The organism is Azospirillum largimobile (assembly GCF_977007025.2).
Map to the genome: position 1 here is coordinate 188,713 of NZ_CDRMUA020000006.1, position 17,652 is coordinate 206,364.

15 protein-coding genes are annotated in these 17,652 nt (G+C 69.2%); 4 read left to right on the plus strand and 11 right to left on the minus strand.

The window, feature by feature from the left end; all coding sequences use genetic code 11:
* Window positions 1-18: 18 nt before the first annotated feature.
* The gene (locus tag ACWPKK_RS28170; RefSeq protein WP_452011107.1) at window positions 19-777 is read right to left on the minus strand and encodes a Fic family protein; all 759 of its coding nucleotides are present in this window, start codon (window positions 775-777) and stop codon (window positions 19-21) included.
* Window positions 778-993: 216 nt separating this feature from the next.
* Between ACWPKK_RS28170 and ACWPKK_RS28175 the strand changes: the two genes are divergently transcribed.
* The gene (locus tag ACWPKK_RS28175; RefSeq protein ID WP_452011109.1) at window positions 994-1,398 is read left to right on the plus strand and encodes a bacteriohemerythrin; all 405 of its coding nucleotides are present in this window, start codon (window positions 994-996) and stop codon (window positions 1,396-1,398) included.
* A 47-nt stretch (window positions 1,399-1,445) separates the two neighbouring features.
* On the opposite strand, the gene ACWPKK_RS28180 is transcribed toward ACWPKK_RS28175, so the two are convergent.
* The 5 genes from ACWPKK_RS28180 to ACWPKK_RS28200 all read right to left on the minus strand — a co-directional run bounded on the left by ACWPKK_RS28180 (window position 1,446) and on the right by ACWPKK_RS28200 (window position 8,337).
* On the minus strand, window positions 1,446-3,161 hold the full coding sequence (locus ACWPKK_RS28180) for a tetratricopeptide repeat protein (protein WP_452011111.1): 1,716 nt from the start codon (window positions 3,159-3,161) through the stop codon (window positions 1,446-1,448).
* A gap of 158 nt (window positions 3,162-3,319) precedes the next feature.
* Window positions 3,320-4,360 (minus strand): phosphotransferase, encoded by a 1,041-nt coding sequence (locus ACWPKK_RS28185; RefSeq protein ID WP_452011113.1) that lies wholly within the window; start codon window positions 4,358-4,360, stop codon window positions 3,320-3,322.
* 11 nt (window positions 4,361-4,371) lie between these two features.
* The gene (gene moaB, locus ACWPKK_RS28190; RefSeq protein WP_149222624.1) at window positions 4,372-4,908 is read right to left on the minus strand and encodes a molybdenum cofactor biosynthesis protein B; all 537 of its coding nucleotides are present in this window, start codon (window positions 4,906-4,908) and stop codon (window positions 4,372-4,374) included.
* Window positions 4,909-4,962: 54 nt separating this feature from the next.
* Entirely contained in the window at window positions 4,963-7,035 is a 2,073-nt protein-coding gene (locus ACWPKK_RS28195) for a lytic transglycosylase domain-containing protein (RefSeq protein WP_452011116.1), read from the minus strand.
* A 420-nt stretch (window positions 7,036-7,455) separates the two neighbouring features.
* Window positions 7,456-8,337, minus strand: coding sequence for a uracil-DNA glycosylase (locus ACWPKK_RS28200; protein ID WP_452011118.1), 882 nt, complete (start codon window positions 8,335-8,337; stop codon window positions 7,456-7,458).
* A gap of 151 nt (window positions 8,338-8,488) precedes the next feature.
* Between ACWPKK_RS28200 and ACWPKK_RS28205 the strand changes: the two genes are divergently transcribed.
* Window positions 8,489-10,138 carry an electron transfer flavoprotein-ubiquinone oxidoreductase gene (locus ACWPKK_RS28205; protein WP_452011121.1) on the plus strand — a complete coding sequence of 550 codons (1,650 nt, stop codon included), beginning with the start codon at window positions 8,489-8,491 and terminating at the stop codon, window positions 10,136-10,138.
* Window positions 10,139-10,426: 288 nt separating this feature from the next.
* Complete coding sequence (locus ACWPKK_RS28210; RefSeq protein WP_452011124.1) at window positions 10,427-11,221, plus strand: MJ0042-type zinc finger domain-containing protein; 795 nt, start codon at window positions 10,427-10,429, stop codon at window positions 11,219-11,221.
* A gap of 21 nt (window positions 11,222-11,242) precedes the next feature.
* Here the strand turns inward: ACWPKK_RS28210 and ACWPKK_RS28215 are convergent, their stop codons facing one another.
* Window positions 11,243-12,784, minus strand: coding sequence for a sigma 54-interacting transcriptional regulator (locus tag ACWPKK_RS28215; protein ID WP_452011127.1), 1,542 nt, complete (start codon window positions 12,782-12,784; stop codon window positions 11,243-11,245).
* 370 nt (window positions 12,785-13,154) lie between these two features.
* On the opposite strand from ACWPKK_RS28215, the gene ACWPKK_RS28220 reads away from it, so the two are divergent.
* Window positions 13,155-14,456: a D-amino acid dehydrogenase gene (locus tag ACWPKK_RS28220; protein WP_452011130.1), complete on the plus strand. Its 1,302-nt coding sequence runs from the start codon at window positions 13,155-13,157 to the stop codon at window positions 14,454-14,456.
* Here ACWPKK_RS28220 and ACWPKK_RS28225 read toward each other — a convergent pair.
* From ACWPKK_RS28225 to ACWPKK_RS28240, 4 genes are read right to left on the minus strand one after another with little or no spacing between them, the layout of a single operon-like run.
* Window positions 14,453-14,671, minus strand: coding sequence for a hypothetical protein (locus ACWPKK_RS28225; protein WP_452011133.1), 219 nt, complete (start codon window positions 14,669-14,671; stop codon window positions 14,453-14,455). The two genes, ACWPKK_RS28220 and ACWPKK_RS28225, sit on opposite strands and share 4 nt — an antisense overlap.
* Window positions 14,668-15,480 (minus strand): LutC/YkgG family protein, encoded by an 813-nt coding sequence (locus ACWPKK_RS28230; RefSeq protein WP_452011136.1) that lies wholly within the window; start codon window positions 15,478-15,480, stop codon window positions 14,668-14,670. The genes ACWPKK_RS28225 and ACWPKK_RS28230 overlap by 4 nt, the downstream gene beginning before the upstream one ends.
* Complete coding sequence (locus ACWPKK_RS28235) at window positions 15,473-16,897, minus strand: LutB/LldF family L-lactate oxidation iron-sulfur protein (protein ID WP_452011139.1); 1,425 nt, start codon at window positions 16,895-16,897, stop codon at window positions 15,473-15,475. The genes ACWPKK_RS28230 and ACWPKK_RS28235 overlap by 8 nt, the downstream gene beginning before the upstream one ends.
* Window positions 16,887-17,636, minus strand: coding sequence for a (Fe-S)-binding protein (locus ACWPKK_RS28240; RefSeq protein ID WP_452011142.1), 750 nt, complete (start codon window positions 17,634-17,636; stop codon window positions 16,887-16,889). The genes ACWPKK_RS28235 and ACWPKK_RS28240 overlap by 11 nt, the downstream gene beginning before the upstream one ends.
* Between the last annotated feature and the right edge of the window lie 16 nt (window positions 17,637-17,652).

Here is a 17,652-nt window from a genome sequence, read left to right on the forward strand (position 1 = left end):
CTGATCGGCGCCCGGTTCTCAGGAAGGGGCGGCGTCGTCGTCGGCGTCGGCCTTTCCCGCCGCCTCCAGGCAGAAATCCAGGCTCTGCGACAGGAAGCGCATCATCAGGTCGCGGAACGGCGTCTTGTCGCCGACCGCCCAGGCCCGCTCGACGAGGTCGAGATAGAGACCGCGGTCCTCCGCCAGGACCACCACCGGCGGGTAGCCGGCCCGGTTCAGGATCAGGTTGCACAGCAGAAGCGCCGTGGCCCGGTTGCCGGTATGGAAGGGTCGGATGGCGCTCAGCTTGTGATGCGCCTCGAAGGCGGTGTCGGGGCCGGCGTCCGACTTGCGCATCCAGGTCGACAGCGCCGACATCGACACGCGCAGCTTGGCCGGGTCGGGCGCGGTTTCCGCCGGATCGTCCTTCGGCGCGCCGTTGCGGTATTTCCCCGCCTCGTCCTCGATCCCGCGATACAACACGCTGTGGAAGGCGGTGACCGTGCGTTCGGTCACGGCGCCCGTCGGATCGAAGGACAGCCGCGCCATCAGTTCAAGCGCCGCGCGATGGTTCAGCACGAAACGCTGCTCCTCCACTGCGCGGTGGCGCAGGATGCTGCCGCGCTCCAGGATCGCCTTGACGTCGGCGGGCTTGACCGGCACCTCCTCCAGCGCGGCAGCGGCGACGGTGAGGTCCAGTTCGAAGCGGTCGGCGATGCCATGCACGACCTCCTGCGGCAGGGGGCGGGCCGCGTCCAGCGCCCGTTTCTTCTCCGCGATCTCGTCGAGCAGGGCCATCGGTCACTCTGGGGCTGGTGGCGGGGGAAGGTCGGTCAGAAGGTGCCCGGCGCATCATGCCGCGCCCCCTGCGGGGATTTGCCGCTTGGACGGGCACGGTTGCCGGTTTTAGGATCCCTGTCAAGATGTCCACAACCCAGCCATGACCGGCCGCAACCGCTTGAAAAGGGCGGAAGGCGCTTGAATTCGCGGGATGCGAGGGGGGAGGTCGCTGCGATGACCTATGTCGCCTGGGACGAATCCATGAGCGTCGGCGTGCCCGTGCTCGACGAAGAGCATCGGCGGCTCCTCGACCTGTTCAACGGCCTGCTGGAAAGCGGCATCACCCCCGCCAACCGGGAGGAGCTGTCCAGCCTGCTCGGCAGCCTCAAGGACTACGTCGCCGTCCATTTCGCGCGGGAGGAGGCGATGATGGAGCGTTGCGGCTATCCCGAACTGGACGGCCACCTCGCCGCCCACCGCTATTTCGCCGAAGAGGTGGACAAGCTGGCCCGCGACTTCGACGGCGGCAACCCCACCATGCTGCGTGTCGACCTGATCCTTCTGCTGAAGGACTGGTTCGTGGAGCACATCCAGCAGACGGACAGCCAGTACAAGCCCTATGTGGGGACGAAGGTTTAGGGGGACGGAAGTTCCCTCTCCCGTCCCGGGAGAGGGCATTCAACCCACTACTTCGCCGCGGCCTTCCGGTCGGCCATTCCCTCGTCCAGCTTGGCCTGGATGCCGGCCTTGTCGGTGTCCTCGTCGGCGTTGCGCAGCGCGCGCATCCACTGGAACCGGGCCTCGTTGCGGCGGCCGGCGCGCCAGTAGGCATCGCCGAGATGGTCGTTGATGGTGGGATCGCCCGGCTTCAACTCCACGGCGCGCTCCAGCTTCGCAACCGCGCCCTCGAAATCGCCCAGCTTGTAGAGCGCCCAGCCCAGGCTGTCGACGATGTAGCCGTCGCGCGGGCGCAACTCAACCGCGCGCTCCACCATCGCCCTGGCCTTGTCCAGATGCTCGCCCCGGTCGATCCAGCTGTAGCCGAGGAAGTTCAGCAGCGACGCTTCGTCCGGCCGCAGCTTCAGCGCGGTCTGCAGGTCGGCCTCCGCCTGCGGCCATTGCTTGGTCTTCTCGTAGCTCATGGCGCGGGCGTACAGCAGCGGCCAATGCCGCTCCTGCGGCGCACCGATCCGCTCCAGCGCGGTGGTGTAGGCGGGGATCGCCTCGTCGTACCGCTTGGCATAGCGGTAGATGTCGCCCAGCCGGGTCACCGCGTCGGTCCGCTCCGGCCGTTCGGCGGACAGGGCCTTGAGAACGGCAATGGCGTCGTCGTTGCGGTTCATGCGGGCGAGGCTGTCGGCTTCGCGCATGCGGGCGGTCCAGCCAAGCAGCGGGTCCTTCGCCAGCAGCCGGTAGGCGGTCAGCGCCTCCTCATGATGGTCGCGGGAGGCCACGATGTCGCCGATCAGCAGATGGGCCAGCGCCAGATCCCCGCGCAGGTGCAGCGCGATGCGGCCGAACAGAAGCGCCGGCTCGTCGGCATTCTCGTGATGCAAGGCGCTGCCAAGGTCGAACAGCGCCTCGGCAAGTCCGGAACGTGCATCGGGCACCGGGCGGGCGTCGGCCGGCGCCTTCGCCATGGCGTCCAGCGCCGGCTCCACCAGCAGCCCGTCGGGGTTGTTGATCTGGAAGGTCTCGTAGAGCTTGCGCGCCTCGTCCTTCTTGCCGGTGCGCATCATGAAGTTGCCGACGATCTGCACCACCCGCAGCGGCGCCTCGGTGTCCGTCACCTTGACGTAGCGGGCGGCGGCATCCTCGCTGCGGCCGGCGAGGTCGAGGATCAGCGCGGCATGCAGGTTGTAGAGCGCGCCGAAGCCCTGGACGGCCGCCAGCGGTTCCAGCGCGGCCAGCGCCTCGTCGGTCTTGCCGCGGGCGGTCGCCAGCCAGGCGCGGGTCAGCGGGGTGATGAAGCGGCCCAGCCCATCGGCCGGCAGGCGCGCGGCATAGCCGTCGGCCTCGTCCAGCTTGCCCCTGGCGAGCGCATCGGCGGCCAGCAGGGTCAGCGCCATCTGCGGTTCGCCCTGCTCGCCCAGCAGGCGGGTGGCATAGCCGATGGCGGTGTCGACCTGCCCCTCGCCCAACCGCAGCAGGAAGGTGCGGCGCAGCAGCGCCTGATCGTCGGGATCGGCGGCCAGAGCCTGGGCGGTGAAGCGCGCCGCCGCCGTCCAGTCGTCCTGGTGCTGGGCGTAGCGGCCGGCCAGATAGCTGCCGGTGGCAGAGCCGGCGGTCTCGCCGGGCGGGCCGGCGGCGAAGGCCGGGGCCAGAATGGCGCCTGCAAATACGCCACCGGCCAGCAGGGTGGCCAGGGAGGTCGGCAGCAACCGGCGTCGGAAACTCGTCATGCTCTCGTCACCTCGTTTTCCGAGTCGGTATCCCATCATTTTCCCCAGGGCACGGGCAAGAGACTTTCGTGCTCCCTCTCCTTCTCCCCCCTGGGGAGAAGGTCGGGATGAGGGGGGCGGCGAAGCCGAACCATCCCCACATGCGGTTCCCCCTCACCCTAACCCTCTCCCCGGGAGGGGACTGGGGCCCAATCCCGGCGCACCTGTTCGATCCGTCCGGCGCGCAGGATGTCGGTGGCATGGGCGTCCATATGGGCGCGCAAAGGCTCCGGCATGCCCGGAGACAGCGTGGCGCCTTCAACCGACCAGCGCGCCATCCAGGACAGGGTGCGCAGCCAGGTCAGCCGGCGCAGCGGCTTCAGCCAGGGCCGCACCTCGTCGGCGAGGTCGCCGGGAACCGCCATAGACCAGGCATCGACGAAGGCGTCGATATCGGCCGGCGCCAGTTCCGCATCCACCGCCGGGTCCCATTTGGTGGAGGTGTAGAGGCTGGCATGGGCGAGATCGCTGGCAGGGTGGCCGTATTGCAGCTTCTCCAGGTCGGTGAACCAGGCCTTGCCATGGCCGTCGATCAGGAAATTGCCGGGATGCACGTCCACGCCCACCGCGGTCAGCGGCATCGGGGTCTCCGGCGGCGGGGCGAGGTCGCCGCTGCGGGCGGCGGCAAGCTCCTCCGCGACCAGGGCGCGGGCGTCGGCGTCCAGTGCGGCGCGGTCGAACCACTCCGCCTGCCGCTCCACCTGGGCCAGCAATGCCGCGACCGGATCGGGCGGGGCGGGCAGCGGCTCGTAGAAGTCCGGCGGAGCCATGCGGTGGATCGCCGCCAGCGCGCGGGCGATGGCCGGCATGTCGGCGGGCAGGACGGGGGTGCGACCCTCCACCTCGCCGACCACCAGGGCGCCCAGCGGCAGCCCCTCGCCCGGCGGCAGCAGGCCGGCAAAGGGCGGGGTGTGGCCCGACGGTTCCGCCCGCCGGAAGGCGGCGGCTTGCCGGTCCAGCGCCGTCCAGGCGTCGAGGCCAAGCTGGCTCCAGCGCGGGATGCGGGCGACCAGCCGGCGGCCGCGCAGGCGGACATGGTCGTGGGCGACGCCCTTCAGCGGCATCGGCTCCAGCGCGTCGGGTGGGAGGTCGGCAAGGCGCGGCAGCCGGATCAGGGCGGCGTGCAGGGCCTCCATCGAGAAGCCAGCCGGTGCACTCACGCCAACTCCGCTCACGCCATGTGCTCGCGCAGGCGGGGCATCAGCTCCACCAGATTGCAGGGGCGGTGGCGGTTGTCGAGCTGCCAGACCAGGATGTCGTCCCAGGCGTCGCGGCAGGCGCTGGGCGAGCCCGGCAGGGCGAAGATGTAGGTGCCGTTGGCGACGCCGCCGGTCGCCCGGCTCTGGATGGTGGAGGTGCCGACCTTGGCGTAGCTCAGGTAGCGGAACAACTCGCCGAAGCCGGGGATCGCCTTTTCATAGAGCGCCTCGACCGCTTCCGGCGTCACGTCGCGGCCGGTGACCCCGGTGCCGCCGGTGGTCAGGACCACGTCGATCTGCGGATCGGCGATGTATGCCTGCACCTGGGCGCGGATCGCCGCGATGTCGTCGCGAACGATGGTCCGGGCGGCGAGCCTGTGGCCGGCACCGGCGATCCGTTCCGCCAGCGCGTCGCCGGAGCGGTCGTCGGCGGCGCTGCGGGTGTCGGACACCGTGATCACCGCGATGTTCACGGGAAGGAAGGGGCGGCTCTCGTCGATCTTCGGCATGGCGGCAGGCGTGTCCTCGTGTCGGGCCGGAGCCCGGCAAGGGCGCACCGGCGATCAGGGTATCGGGCTGGCCTCCCCCCGCTCCGCCACCGTCTCCATCCGGGCCGGAACGGCCGGAGCGTCCGCGACGGAAGGCTCGGCCGCCGGGGCTTCCGCCGTCGGCTTCTCGGCGGCTGCGGTCACCGCGGCCGGGACCGCCGGCTTTGCCGCCGGCAGCGGGTCCGGCTGGGCCGCGACCTGGGTCGCGGGGGCCTCCACCGGGATGTAGGACGGCCATTTCCCGTCGGCGACGGCGTCGAGCGAGGCGGTCTCCTGGCCCAGCCGAAGCTGGTAGATCCAGAAGTTGGCCATCACCTTCTCCACATAGTCGCGCGTCTCGCCGAAGGAAAGGCTTTCGATGAACAGCAGCGGATCGGTGATGTCGCTCAACTCCCGCCGCCAGCGCGCCAGCGTGCCCGGTCCGGCATTGTAGGCGGCGGCGGCAAGGAACAGGTTGCCGTCGATCTCCGGCATGCCCAGCAACTCGGTCAGATAGCGCTGGCCCAGCTCCATGTTGCGGGAGGGATCGAAAAGGGCGTCGCGGTTGGCGTCCTCGCTGCCGATGTCGGCGTGGCGTTCGCGCACATGCTGGGCGGTGCTGGGCAGGATCTGCATCAGCCCGGTCGCCCCGGCGGAGCTGACCAGCCGCGGGTCGAAGCGCGACTCCTGGCGCATCACCGCGAAGACCAGGGCCCGGTCCACCGCGAAGCCGTCGCGCGGCGTCCAGTGGGGCAGGGGGTAGAGGGCGGCGGCATAGGGCGCACCGTCCGGTCCGGCCACCGCGTTGCCCAGCCGCAGCGACAGGGTCGCCACCCCGGCGCGGTCGGCCAGTGCCACCATCCCCTGTTCGACCATCGGGTCGCCCTGCGGGTGGATGCGCTGCAACTCCATGCCGGCCAGTTCGCGCTGGCCCACCTGCAGCAGGGCGATGGCGCGGGATCCTGCCGGCTTGGCCGCGATCGCCGCCAGCGTCCGCCCGCTCAGTTCCGGCGCCTGCCAGCGCACATCGTGCAGCGTGCCCAGGGTGCGGAGCGCGATCAGGCCATAGAATGTGTGGGGATAGCGGGCCGCGGCGGCCAGATGCTCCGCCGCCTCCTTCTCCTTGCCGGGCTTGCGGGCCAGGGCGCGGGCCGCCCAGTAGTCGGCGGCAGCCGCCTTCCAGGGGGAGCGCGGACCGGCGGCGGCCATGCCCTGGAAATGGCGGGCGGCGCGGTCGGGCTGCTTCAGCCGCCATGCGGAAAGCCCGGCGATCCAATGCGCGTCCGGCAGCATGTCGCCCGACCGGGCGGCGCTGGCGGAGGCGAGCGTCAGTGCCTGCGCCGTCTCGCCCGAGAAGTAGAGGGATTCGGCGATGCGGGCGCGGGCGGCGTCATACTGCACGGTGTCGAGCCTGCCGCCGAACTCGTCCTGGTTCAGCAAGGTCAGGGCGTTGCTGGCGCGGCCGGAACGCAGCAGCTCCTCCACCCGCGCCACGGCGGCGCGGTCGCTGCGGGCGCGCGACACGGTGCGGCTGCGCGGGGCGACGGTGACGCCGTCCTCCTCGTCCTCCTCGTTCGCGGCGACGGTGCGCAAGCCGCCCAACCGTTCCAGCGAGCCGACGAGACGCACGCGTTCCTCCCCCCGCGGGGGCTTCGGCGCCCGCTGGCCGGCGGGCTGGCGCTTCTGCGCCAGGCTGTGCACCCGCTCGGCCCCGGCAAGGTCGCCGTAATCCTGCATCCAGCGGGCGAGTTCCTCGTAGCCGGCGCGGCGGTCGGGGTGGAGATAGCGCTGGCGCAGGACATAGCCGATCAGCCGGCGGTCCTTCAGCTTCGCCATCTCGGCGTCGGCGGCGTCCCAGTCTGCGCGGTCCTGCAGCGCGAAGATGCGGCGGTAGCGGCCGGCATCCTCCTCGTCCAGTTGGACGGCACGGGCCTCGTCGTCGCTGGCGAGCAGCAGCGGGGAACCGGCCGGGCCGGTGGAGGCATCGGCCGCCGGCGCGCCGAAAGACGGGGCGCCGGGAATGACCGGGTCGGGGAGCCCCATGACCGGGTCGCCGATGACCGGATTGCCAGTCGGTTCGCCGAAATCGGGGGTATGGGGGTCAGGCACGGAATCCGGGCCGGGCGGGACGACGGCGTGACCGTCCGGCGCGTGAATAATGAGGGCGGCGCAAGCGGGACGGAGCCCGACCGCACCGTCGGGTCCCAGGGTGTAAGCCACCGCGAGACCCAGCACCCCCAGAAGGTTCCGCCGCAGCGGGACCGCATTCGCGGCCCGGTATGCTGCACTGCAAAATATCCGGAGCATTGTTCCGAAATAGCGCAGGCGCTCGCGAACCGCAAGCAACGGATTCGCGCGGAATGTGTCGGCACCGGTATTCGCCAGTCTCTACAACGGGTTAAGGGAGGCGACAAAAAGGCCTTAGCCCATTGGGAAGGTGCCTTTGGATATGGGCGGATTACATTTGTGTCATGCAACCTGCCCGGTCATACAAACGATTTCGGCCGGGCTGTGACATCGATTTTTATCTTAGGAATACTTGATTCCTTCTTCGTCGATCTTTTGACGCAGCGCAAGCATGTCCCGCCACGCTTCCCGCTTTGCGATAGGGTTGCGCAAGAGGTACGCCGGATGGAGCATCGGCATCAGCGGCACCGGTGCGCCGGTTCCCTCATAGGACCGCCATTGCCCGCGCAGGCGGGTGATTCCCTCCGCCCGGTTCAGCAGGGTCTTGGCCGACACGCCGCCCAGCGCCACCAGCAGCTTCGGCCGCACCAACTCCACATGCCGTTCCAGGAAGGGCAGGCATGCGGCGATCTCCGCCTGGGTGGGGCTGCGGTTGCCGGGCGGGCGCCAGGGCAGGATGTTGGTGATGTAGACCTTGCCGCGGTCCAGCCCGATCTGCGCCAGCATGCGGTCCAGCAGCTTGCCGCTGACCCCGACGAAGGGCTTGCCCTGCCGGTCCTCGTCCTCGCCCGGCGCTTCGCCGATCAGCATGACCGGAGCCTGCGGATTGCCGTCGGCGAAGACGGTGTTCATCGCGGTGGCCTTCAACGGACAGCCGTCGAAGGAGCGCAACGCCGCCTCGAGCGCGTCCAGGGTCTGCGCCTCGTGCGCGCGGGCCCGGGCCTGGATGCCGGCCTCGCTGGCGCCCAGCGGCTGGTCGGGCGACGGGAAGAGTGCGGACGGGCGCGGCGCCGCGGGGGCGGGTGCCCGAGTCGGTGCCGGGCCACGGGCCATGCCGGTGCCCAAACCGGCATTTGGCGCCGCACCGGCACCCGCGGGCATGGTGCGCGCCGCCGGCCGGGCGGAGAAGGCGGCCCAGTCGATCGGCTCGTCGCCGATGGCCTCGTCGCAGCCGATATCGGCATGCCAGCGCAGCGCGTCGAGGATGTCGCATACGTCAATCATCGTTTGACCTTACCACAGATCGTGTGGTCTTACATGTCCAGATACCCAATTTGGGTGCGGTGCAAACCGTGCTACAAGCACGCGCCCGCAAAACACCATAGGGCGTCCCGAGGGAAACAGTACCAAAACAAGACGGTGGGGGAGTGTGGTGATGGAACGCGAACCGCGCGAGGTCATGGAATACGATGTTCTGATCGTCGGCGCCGGCCCGTCGGGCCTGAGTGCTGCGATCCGCCTGCGGCAGCGCGCGGTCGAGACCGGGCAGGAGCTCAGCGTCTGCGTGATCGAGAAGGGGTCGGAGGTCGGCGCCCACCTGCTGTCCGGCGCCGTTTTCGAACCGCATGCGCTGGAGGAGCTGATCCCCGACTGGAAGGAAAAGGGCGCGCCGCTGACCACCCCGGCGCGCGAGGACCATTTCCTCTTCCTGACGGAGACGAAGGCCTACAAGTCGCCCTACGCTCCGCCGCAGATGAACAACCACGGCAACTACATCATCAGCCTGGGCAATCTGGCCCGCTGGATGGCGACCCAGGCCGAGGAGCTGGGGGTGGAGATCTACCCCGGCTTCGCCGCGGCCGAGGTGCTGTACGACGACAACGGTGCGGTGAAGGGCGTCGCCACCGGCGACATGGGCATCGGCAAGGACGGCGAGAAGACCGGCAACTACACGCCCGGCATGGAGCTGCACGCCAAGCAGACCATCTTCGCCGAGGGCTGCCGCGGCTCGCTGACCAAGACCCTGTTCGAGCGCTTCGACCTGCGCCGCGACTGCCAGCCGCAGACCTACGGCATCGGCATCAAGGAGCTGTGGGAGGTCGATCCGTCGCAGTCGAAGCCGGGCCTGATCGTCCACACCATCGGCTGGCCGATGGACCCCAAGACCTATGGCGGGTCGTGGCTGTATCACATGGAAGGGAATCTGGTGTCGGTCGGCTTCGTCGTCGGCCTCGACTACTGGAACCCGCACATGAGCCCGTTCGAGGAGTTCCAGCGCTACAAGACCCACCCGGCGATCCGCCCGACCTTCGAAGGCGGCCGCCGTCTGTCCTATGGCGCCCGCGCCCTGTCGGAAGGCGGCTTCCAGTCGATCCCGAAGCTGACTTTCCCCGGTGGCCTGATCATCGGCGACGGCGCCGGTTTCCTGAACGTGCCGAAGATCAAGGGCAACCACACCGCCATGAAGTCGGGCATGGTCGCGGCCGAGGCGGTGTTCGACCACCTGACCGGCGGCAGCGACAACGGTCCCGAGGTCATCGCCTATCCGGAGCGGCTGAAACAGTCCTGGGTCTGGCCGGAGCTGTACGCCGTGCGCAACATTCGTCCGGGCTTCCAGAAGGGCCTGTGGGCCGGTCTGGCGAACGCCGCCTACGAGACGGCGCTGAAGGGCAAGTCGCCCTGGACGCTGAAGCACCACGCCGACCACACCACCCTCGTGAAGGCCAGCGAGGCGCCGAAGATCGCCTACCCCAAGCCGGACGGCAAGGTCACCTTCGACCGCCTGTCCTCGGTCTACCTCTCCAACACCAACCACGAGGAAGACCAGCCGCCGCACCTGACGCTGAAGGACAAGTCGGTCCCGATCAGCGTCAATCTGGCGCTCTACGATGCGCCGGAGCAGCGCTATTGCCCGGCCGGCGTGTATGAGATCGTCCGCAACGACGACGGCGGCGATCCGCGCCTGCAGATCAACGCGCAGAACTGCGTCCACTGCAAGACCTGCGACATCAAGGACCCCACCCAGAACATCAACTGGGTCGTGCCGGAAGGCGGCGGGGGTCCGAACTATCCGGGCGGGATGTAAGGTTTTTTCGGTTCCCGCCGCCTGCTACGGCAACGCGGCTTGAACCGAAAAGCCCTTCTCCCCTCCGCGGGAGAAGGGTTGGGATGAGGGGGCGGCGGCCGCAGGACGGGGAAATCATAATTTGCTACCCCTCACCCCAACCCCTCTCCCGCAAGGGGAGAGGGGCTATCCTTCTGTTACCGGAAAAGCCACATGCAAAAGGATGAACGGTGCCGACACGCGGGTGTCGGTTGCGCCGCCGGCCACTCCTATCTATAACGCAAGCGGTAACCTCTCTGCGACGGCGCGATGATCGTTTCCTGTCCGACCTGTTCAACGCGCTACACCCTGTCCGACGAGTCGCTCGGCACTGACGGCCGGAAGGTGCGTTGTGCCCGCTGCGGCCACACATGGTGGCAGATGCCGGAATGGGCGGGCCCCGAGCCGGTGGTCGCCGATGCGCCGACGGAAATACGGCCGGCGAACCCGGCAAAGGTCGCAGCGAAGGCGGCGGGAAAGAGCAAGCCCAAGCCGCCGAAGGTTCCACGCGCCAAGCCGGCGCGCAGCACGGTGGTCGGCTTCGCGCTGCTGGCGGTGCTCGTCGCAGGGACCGCGGCCGGCGGCTATTTCGGCCGCGATGCCATCGTCCGCAGCTGGCCGGCCACGGCCCTCTTCTACGAGACCATCGGTATTCAGGCCGAGCCGCCGGGCTTCGGGCTGGAGCTGCGCAGCATCCGTTCCGAACAGAAGCTGGAGGGCGGGAAGACCGTCCTGCTGCTGGATGGCGAGATCGCCAACACCACCGATGTCGAGCGCGCGCTGCCGCCGCTGCGCGCCATCACCTTCGGCGCCGAGCACAAGCCGCTGCAGAGCTGGACCATCGAACCGTCTGCGCCCGTGCTGCTGCCGGGTGCGGTGGTGAGCTTCCACCACAGCCAGCCGGATCCCGGGCCGGTGACCGAGGTGACCATCACCTTCGGCGGCCCGCCGCCGGGGCTGGATGCGCCGGCCACTGAAAAGCCGGGCGAAAAGTCGGCCGAGAAAGCTCCGGAGAAGCCGGCCGCAGCAAAGCCCGCTGCTCCGGCCAAGCCCGCTGGTCACTGATCCGGTCGCCGATCGGCCGCGTCACCGTTCCGGAATGCCGTACTTCCGCAGCTTGTTGGCGATCATGGTGTGCGAGGTGTTCAGCCGCACCGCCAGCTTTCGGCTGGAGGGGAAGCGGGGGTAGAGCCGGCGCAGAAGCGTGCGTTCGAAACCGTCCACCGCATCCTCCCAGCTTTCGGCATCCTCCGCCGGCACCTCTGCGGACTGCATGCCGGCCCCGGCCAGTTCCAGGTCGGCGGCGTCCAGCGCGCCGCCGTCGCTCATGGTCACGGCGCGGAAGATGACGTTTTCCAACTGGCGGACATTGCCGGGCCAGCGGTTGGCGAGCAGCGCCGCCGCCGCCGCCGGGGTCAGCCGTCCGGGCGGACGGCGGGCCTGGGCCGCGGCGCGGGCGATGAAATGGCGGGCCAGCAGCAGGATGTCATGCCCGCGCTCCCGCAACGGCGGGACGCTCAGCGTCAGCACGTTCAGGCGGTAGAACAGATCCTCGCGGAAGCTGTGATCGGCGACCATCGCCTCCAGCGAGCGGTGGGTGGCGCTGATGACGCGCACATCCACCTTCTGCTCGCGCTCGCCGCCCACCCGGCGGAAGCTGCCGTCGTTGAGGAAGCGCAGCAGCTTCGCCTGGAGGTAGGCCGACATCTCGCCGATTTCGTCGAGGAAGACGGTGCCGCCATGGGCCAGTTCCAGCAGGCCGGGCTTGCCGCCGCGCTGCGCCCCGGTGAAGGAGCCGGGGGCGTAGCCGAACAGCTCGCTCTCCGCCAGGTTCTCCGGCACGGCGGCGCAGTTCAGCGCCAGGAAGGGCTTGTCGCGGCGCGGGCTGGCGCGGTGGCAGGCGTGGGCGATCAGTTCCTTGCCGGTGCCGGTCTCGCCCAGGATCAGCAGCGGCGCCTCCATCGCGGCGACGCGCACGGCCCGCGCCTTCAACGCCCGCACCGGCGGCGATTCGCCGAGGATGCGGTCGAAGCCGCCGCCCAAGCCCAAATCGTCGAAATTCTGGATCGCGTTGAGACGCTCGCCCAGGCGCGACGGGGTGAACAGGGTGATGACGGCGCCCGCCGCCTCGACATCGACGATGGGCGTCACCTCCAGCAGGAAGGGCTGGCCGTTCAGCGTCACCTCGCGGCCGGACATGCGGAAGCCGCCATCGGCCAGTTCACGCGTCAGGCCGGGGTCGCCGAACAGCTCGCCCAGGTCGAGGCCGGCGAGGCGCGATTCCGGCAATCCGGCGACCTGCGCGGCGGCGGCGCTCGCCACCACGACGCGGGCCGCGCGGTCGACCGCCAGCACCGGGTCGGGCAGGGCGGCGAGCAGCGCATCGAGATGCAGCCGCCGCCGCGTGCCCGGCAGCATGTCGATTGCGGCCACCGCCTGCACGCCGGCGATGCGTTGCAGCGCGTCCGACAGGGCGGGGAGTGCCGCCGGGTCGAGGCCGGGGGCGTCGATGTGGATCAGCGGCGGGTCGACCTCGACGCCGACGACGTTGAGCCGGCGGAGCGCCAGCACGGCGAGGATCTCATGGGCGATGCCGACACGGTCGGTGAAGGTGACTTCGATGCGCATGGGGGTGGGGGGCTGGGGTGGGAAGTGCCTTTGCCCCCTCCCTAACCCTCCCCCACCTTCGGTGGGAGAGGGAACTCCGCCGCTTCGGCGCCAACTCCCTCTCCCGCGAAGCGGGGGAGGGTTGGGGAGGGGGCATCCAGCAATCAATGTACACAATACGTTACGCCGTATCAAAATCTTTACACCACTCCAACCCTTTGCTCTTCAGCACTCATCACCCTCAAACCCATCCCCCTGTAAACAACCGCATACACCCCGCGCCCGACCACTCCCTCCGCACCGCAGCAAATCCGCCATTCCCGCCCTTGGCACACCGTTTGCGAACCAATCCTCCCAAGCGAAGTCATTCATCCCCTTGGGAGCCAGTCTCATGCGCGTGATCGTTCTGGGCAGCGGCGTCATCGGTGTCACCACCGCCTATTATCTGGCGCGTGCCGGGCATGAGGTGACCGTGCTGGACCGTCAGGCCGGCCCGGCGCTGGAGACCAGCTACGCCAATGCGGGCGAGGTGTCGCCGGGCTATTCCGCTCCCTGGGCGGCGCCGGGGCTGATGCTGAAGGCCGCCAAGTGGATGCTGATGAAGCACTCGCCGCTGGTGATCCGGCCGAAGCTGGACCCGGCCATGTGGTCCTGGTGCCTGAAGCTGCTGGCCAATGCCAACGAGGCGAGCTATCAGCTGAACAAGAGCCGCATGGTCCGTGTCGCCGAATACAGCCGCGACTGCCTGAAGGCGCTCCGCGCCGAGACCGGCATCACCTATGACGAGCGCACCCAGGGCACGCTGCAGGTCTTCCGCACCCAGAAGCAGATGGACGCCGCCGGCTACGACATGGCGGTGCTGGAGCGCTACGGCGTTCCCTTCAGCCTGTTCGACCGCGACGGCCTGACCTCGGTCGAGCCGGCCTTGGCCCATGTGAAGGACAAGCTGGTCGGCGCGCTGCACCTGCCAGGCGATGAGACCGGCGACTGCTTCCAGTTCACCAACAAGCTGGCCGCCTATGCCGCCAAGCGCGGGGTGGAGTTCCGATATGGCGTCTCCATCCGCGGGCTGGAGAGCGACGGGCGCAAGATCATCGGCGTGCAGACCGACGAAGGCACGCTGACCGCCGACAGCTACATCGTCGCCATGGGCAGCTATTCGCCCAAGCTGGTGAAGCCGCTGGGCATCGACCTGCCGGTCTATCCGGTGAAGGGCTATTCGCTGACCCTGCCGATCACCGACGCCGCCCACGCGCCGGAATCGACGGTGATGGACGAAACGCACAAGATCGCCGTCACCCGGCTTGGCGACCGCATCCGCGTCGGCGGCACGGCGGAGTTGACCGGCTTCGACCTGAGCCTGCGCGAAAGCCGCCGCGGTCCGCTGGACCATGTGGTCAGCGACCTGTTCCCCCGGGGCAGCGACCTGTCGAGGGCGGAGTTCTGGACCGGCCTGCGCCCGAACACGCCGGACGGCACGCCGATCCTGGGACCGACCCACATCCGCAACCTGTATCTCAACACGGGCCACGGCACGCTGGGCTGGACGATGTCCGCCGGCTCGGCCCGCGTGCTGGCCGACGTGGTCAGCGGCCGCCAGACCGAGATCGACATGGAAGGGTTGAGCGTCGAGCGCTACGGCCGCAAGCCGTCGGTGGCGGTGTCGCGCCCGGCCGCCGTCCGTCCGGCCTAATGGGATAAAGGGACCCGCGCCGCACGACGGACGCGGGTCATCGCCAGCTCAAGAAGGGCGGCGTCGGTGATCTCGGCCCCATCCAGCCGATGTCGCCCGCGCCGCCCTTCGCATTTCTCCACCCGGTGGCCGAGGCGCCTGAGATGCAGGATCGCCTCGTAGAGCCGGGTCGCCGGCTCGTTCGCGGGTCGGGCGGCAGGCTGGCGGGCCGTCATGGGTGGACCACCAGGACGACCAGCCGCTTCGGGCCGTGGACGCCGTAGGCCAGCGTCTGCTCGATGTCGGCGGTCTTGCTGGGGCCGGACACCAGCAGCGCGTTGGTCGGCATCGCCTGCGCCCATCCTTGATCGCGCATCGCCTGCAGGAAGGTGTCGTAGAGGGCGTCGGTGCGCAGGATTGCGACGTGGATGTGGGGGACCAGCGAGAGCGTGCGCGGTTCGTCCGCCGTTGGCCACAGGATGAGGCTGCCGGTCTCGGCGATGGCGCCGCGGGTGGTGGTCAGGCCGGCGTCGATGGTTTCGAAGAGCTGGGGCTTGAGGTCTTCGACGGGGCGGTCGTAGGGGATGAGGGCCGGTCCCTCTCCCATCCCTTCAAATCCCCTCTCCCCCCCGGGGAGAGGGTTAGGGTGAGGGGGGTGCGTGGCGGGACCTTCGGGGGAATCATGCGGTGCTTCCCCCTCACCCCAACCCTCTCCCCAGGGGGGAGAGGGGGATTTCGGTGCGGAATAGGCAACGCCCCACCCCTCGACCAGCCGCTTCCCCGCCTCCGTCCCCGGTGCATAAAGCAGCGACCCCACGCCCTCCCGCGCCAGGAACTCGCGCAGCACCGCCGGCCAGTCGGCCTCCGTCGCGTCGAGGAACTCCGTATGCACTGCCTCCATCAGGCGGCGGATGCGGGGCAGGCGTTCCTCCGCCGCCCAGTGCTTCGCCTCGATCGGTGCGAAGTCCGACGCGGGCGGGGTTAGCGGGTGGGCGTCGCGGGTGGCGCGCAGCTTCGTCAGGATCGAGTTGCGGGCGTCAGACATCGGGAACCCCCTTGGCGCGGGCGAGGTCATGCAGGGTGCGGCCGGCGAAGCGCGGCTTGGTGCGGACATTCGTCCACTCCTTCAGCAGCGGCAGCGACGAGGGTGCGGCGTTGCCCAGCCTGCTCATCGCCGCGGTCGCGACGCGGTAGGCGGTGGGGGAGGCGTTCATCGCCGCCCAGCCGCTCCACACCATCGCTTCCGCCCGGCTGGCCTTGGCGCCGCCGTCCTTCACCGCGCCACCGGGTTTCACCGCCTCTACCCGCAGCCGCCCCATGATCTCGACGATGGGGATCTTCACCGGGCAGATCTCGACGCAGGCATTGCACATGGTGCAGGCGTGGGGCATGGCGCCGCGCTTGTCCAACCCCTCGATCTGCGGCACCAGGATCTTGCCGATGGGGCCGGGATAGGGCGCCTCATAGGCATGGCCGCCGACCTTGGTGTAGACCGGGCAATGGTTCATGCAGGCGCCGCAGCGGATGCAGCGCAGGGTGTCGCGCAGTTCCGGGTCGGCGTAGATGCTGGATCGGCCATTGTCGAGGATGATCAGATGCACCTCGCGCGGGCCATCCTTTTCACCCGGCTTGCGGGGACCGGAGATCATGTTGACGTAGGTGGTGATCGGCTGGCCGGTGGCGGAGCGCGGCAGCAGGCTGATGACCGGCGGCACGTCCTCCAGCTTTTCCACCACCTTCTCCAGACCCATGAAGGCGATGTGGACCGGCGGCACCGTGGTGCACATGCGGCCGTTGCCCTCATTCTCGATCAGGCAGAGGGTGCCGGTCTCCGCCACCGCGGCGTTGACGCCGGACATGCCGACATCGGCGGCCTGGAACTTGGCGCGCAGCACCCGGCGGGCGAGGTCGGTCAGATAGGCCGCATCCTCCCGGCTTTCGGCGTCCTTGATCTTGCGCTTGAACAGATGGGCGATCTGTTTGGTGTTCAGGTGGATCGCCGGCATGATGATGTGCGACGGCATGGTGCCGTCCAGCTGCACGATGTATTCGCCGAGATCGCTCTCCAAAACCTCGATGCCGTCCTTTTCCAGGATAGCGTTCAGGTGCATCTCCTCCGTCACCATCGACTTGCCCTTGACCACCAGCCTGGCGTTGGCCTTGTGCAGGATGTCGAGCGCGATGGCGTTGGCCTCGTCCGTCGTGGCGGCCCAGTGGACGGTGATGCCGTTGCGGGTGCAGTTCTCTTCCAGCTTTTCCAGCAGTTCCGGCAGCTTCGACAGGGCGCGCAGCCGGACCGAGGCCGCCAGCGCCCGCACGCCATGCCATTCGCCCGCGTCCGCGAACTGGGCGGCGCGCTTTGTCATCAGGCCGTCCATGGCGCGGCGGAAATTGCCGCGCAGCTGCGGGTCGGCCAGCGCCGCGCGCGAGGCGGCGGCGAAATCCGGTGCGTTACCGTCCATGGATGCGCTCCTTCAGGAACTGGGCGATGTGCTGGCCGCGCGCGGCTTTGTTGCCGGCCTCAAGCGCGCCGCCGATGTTCAGCAGGCAGCCGCAGTCGCCCGACACCACGCGGGCGGCACCGGTGTCCTCGATGTCCGCCACCTTGTCGCCGACCATCGCGGCGGAGATCTCCGGATGACGCACGGCGAAGGTGCCGCCGAAGCCGCAGCATTCCTTCTCCCGCTTCAACTCCACCAGCTCGACATTGGCGAGTTGGCGCAGCAGCGTCTTCGGCTCCTCCACCACGCCCATCTCGCGCTGGGCATGGCAGGAGGCGTGCCAGGTGACGCGCAGCGGCTCGCCCTGGTCGGTGAGACGGACGTCCAGCACATGGACGAGGAACTGCGTCAGTTCCCAGACGCGGGAGGCGACCTGCACCGCCTTGGCCTCGTCCGGTTCGCCGCGGAACAGGTCGGGCCAGTGCTTCTTCATCATGCCGGCGCAGGAGCCGGACGGCACGACGATGGGATCGTCGCCGGGGAACAGGTCCAGCTGGGCGCGGGCGACCTTCAGGGCATCGGCCCGGTAGCCGGAGTTGTAGGCGGGCTGGCCGCAGCAGCTTTGGCCCTGGGGGAAGACGACGGTCAGACCCTGGGACTGCAGTAGCTCGATCCCCGCCATGCCGGCGTCGGGGAAGAACAGGTCGACGAGGCAGGTGCCGAAATAATAGACGCGGGTTGGTTTGGGAGTGGAGGGCATTGAGCGTTTCCTCAGA

Bases quoted from the DNA above. Each gene is read 5' to 3' on its own strand.
- ACWPKK_RS28175 (WP_452011109.1), top strand. From the start codon at position 994: ATGACCTATGTCGCCTGGGACGAATCCATGAGCGTCGGCGTGCCCGTG.
- ACWPKK_RS28215 (WP_452011127.1), bottom strand. From the start codon at position 12,784: ATGCGCATCGAAGTCACCTTCACCGACCGTGTCGGCATCGCCCATGAG.
- moaB (WP_149222624.1), bottom strand. From the start codon at position 4,908: ATGCCGAAGATCGACGAGAGCCGCCCCTTCCTTCCCGTGAACATCGCG.
- ACWPKK_RS28225 (WP_452011133.1), bottom strand. From the start codon at position 14,671: ATGACGGCCCGCCAGCCTGCCGCCCGACCCGCGAACGAGCCGGCGACC.
- ACWPKK_RS28180 (WP_452011111.1), bottom strand. From the start codon at position 3,161: ATGACGAGTTTCCGACGCCGGTTGCTGCCGACCTCCCTGGCCACCCTG.
- ACWPKK_RS28240 (WP_452011142.1), bottom strand. From the start codon at position 17,636: ATGCCCTCCACTCCCAAACCAACCCGCGTCTATTATTTCGGCACCTGC.
- ACWPKK_RS28200 (WP_452011118.1), bottom strand. From the start codon at position 8,337: ATGATTGACGTATGCGACATCCTCGACGCGCTGCGCTGGCATGCCGAT.
- ACWPKK_RS28230 (WP_452011136.1), bottom strand. From the start codon at position 15,480: ATGTCTGACGCCCGCAACTCGATCCTGACGAAGCTGCGCGCCACCCGC.
- ACWPKK_RS28205 (WP_452011121.1), top strand. From the start codon at position 8,489: ATGGAACGCGAACCGCGCGAGGTCATGGAATACGATGTTCTGATCGTC.
- ACWPKK_RS28170 (WP_452011107.1), bottom strand. From the start codon at position 777: ATGGCCCTGCTCGACGAGATCGCGGAGAAGAAACGGGCGCTGGACGCG.
- ACWPKK_RS28210 (WP_452011124.1), top strand. From the start codon at position 10,427: ATGATCGTTTCCTGTCCGACCTGTTCAACGCGCTACACCCTGTCCGAC.
- ACWPKK_RS28220 (WP_452011130.1), top strand. From the start codon at position 13,155: ATGCGCGTGATCGTTCTGGGCAGCGGCGTCATCGGTGTCACCACCGCC.
- ACWPKK_RS28235 (WP_452011139.1), bottom strand. From the start codon at position 16,897: ATGGACGGTAACGCACCGGATTTCGCCGCCGCCTCGCGCGCGGCGCTG.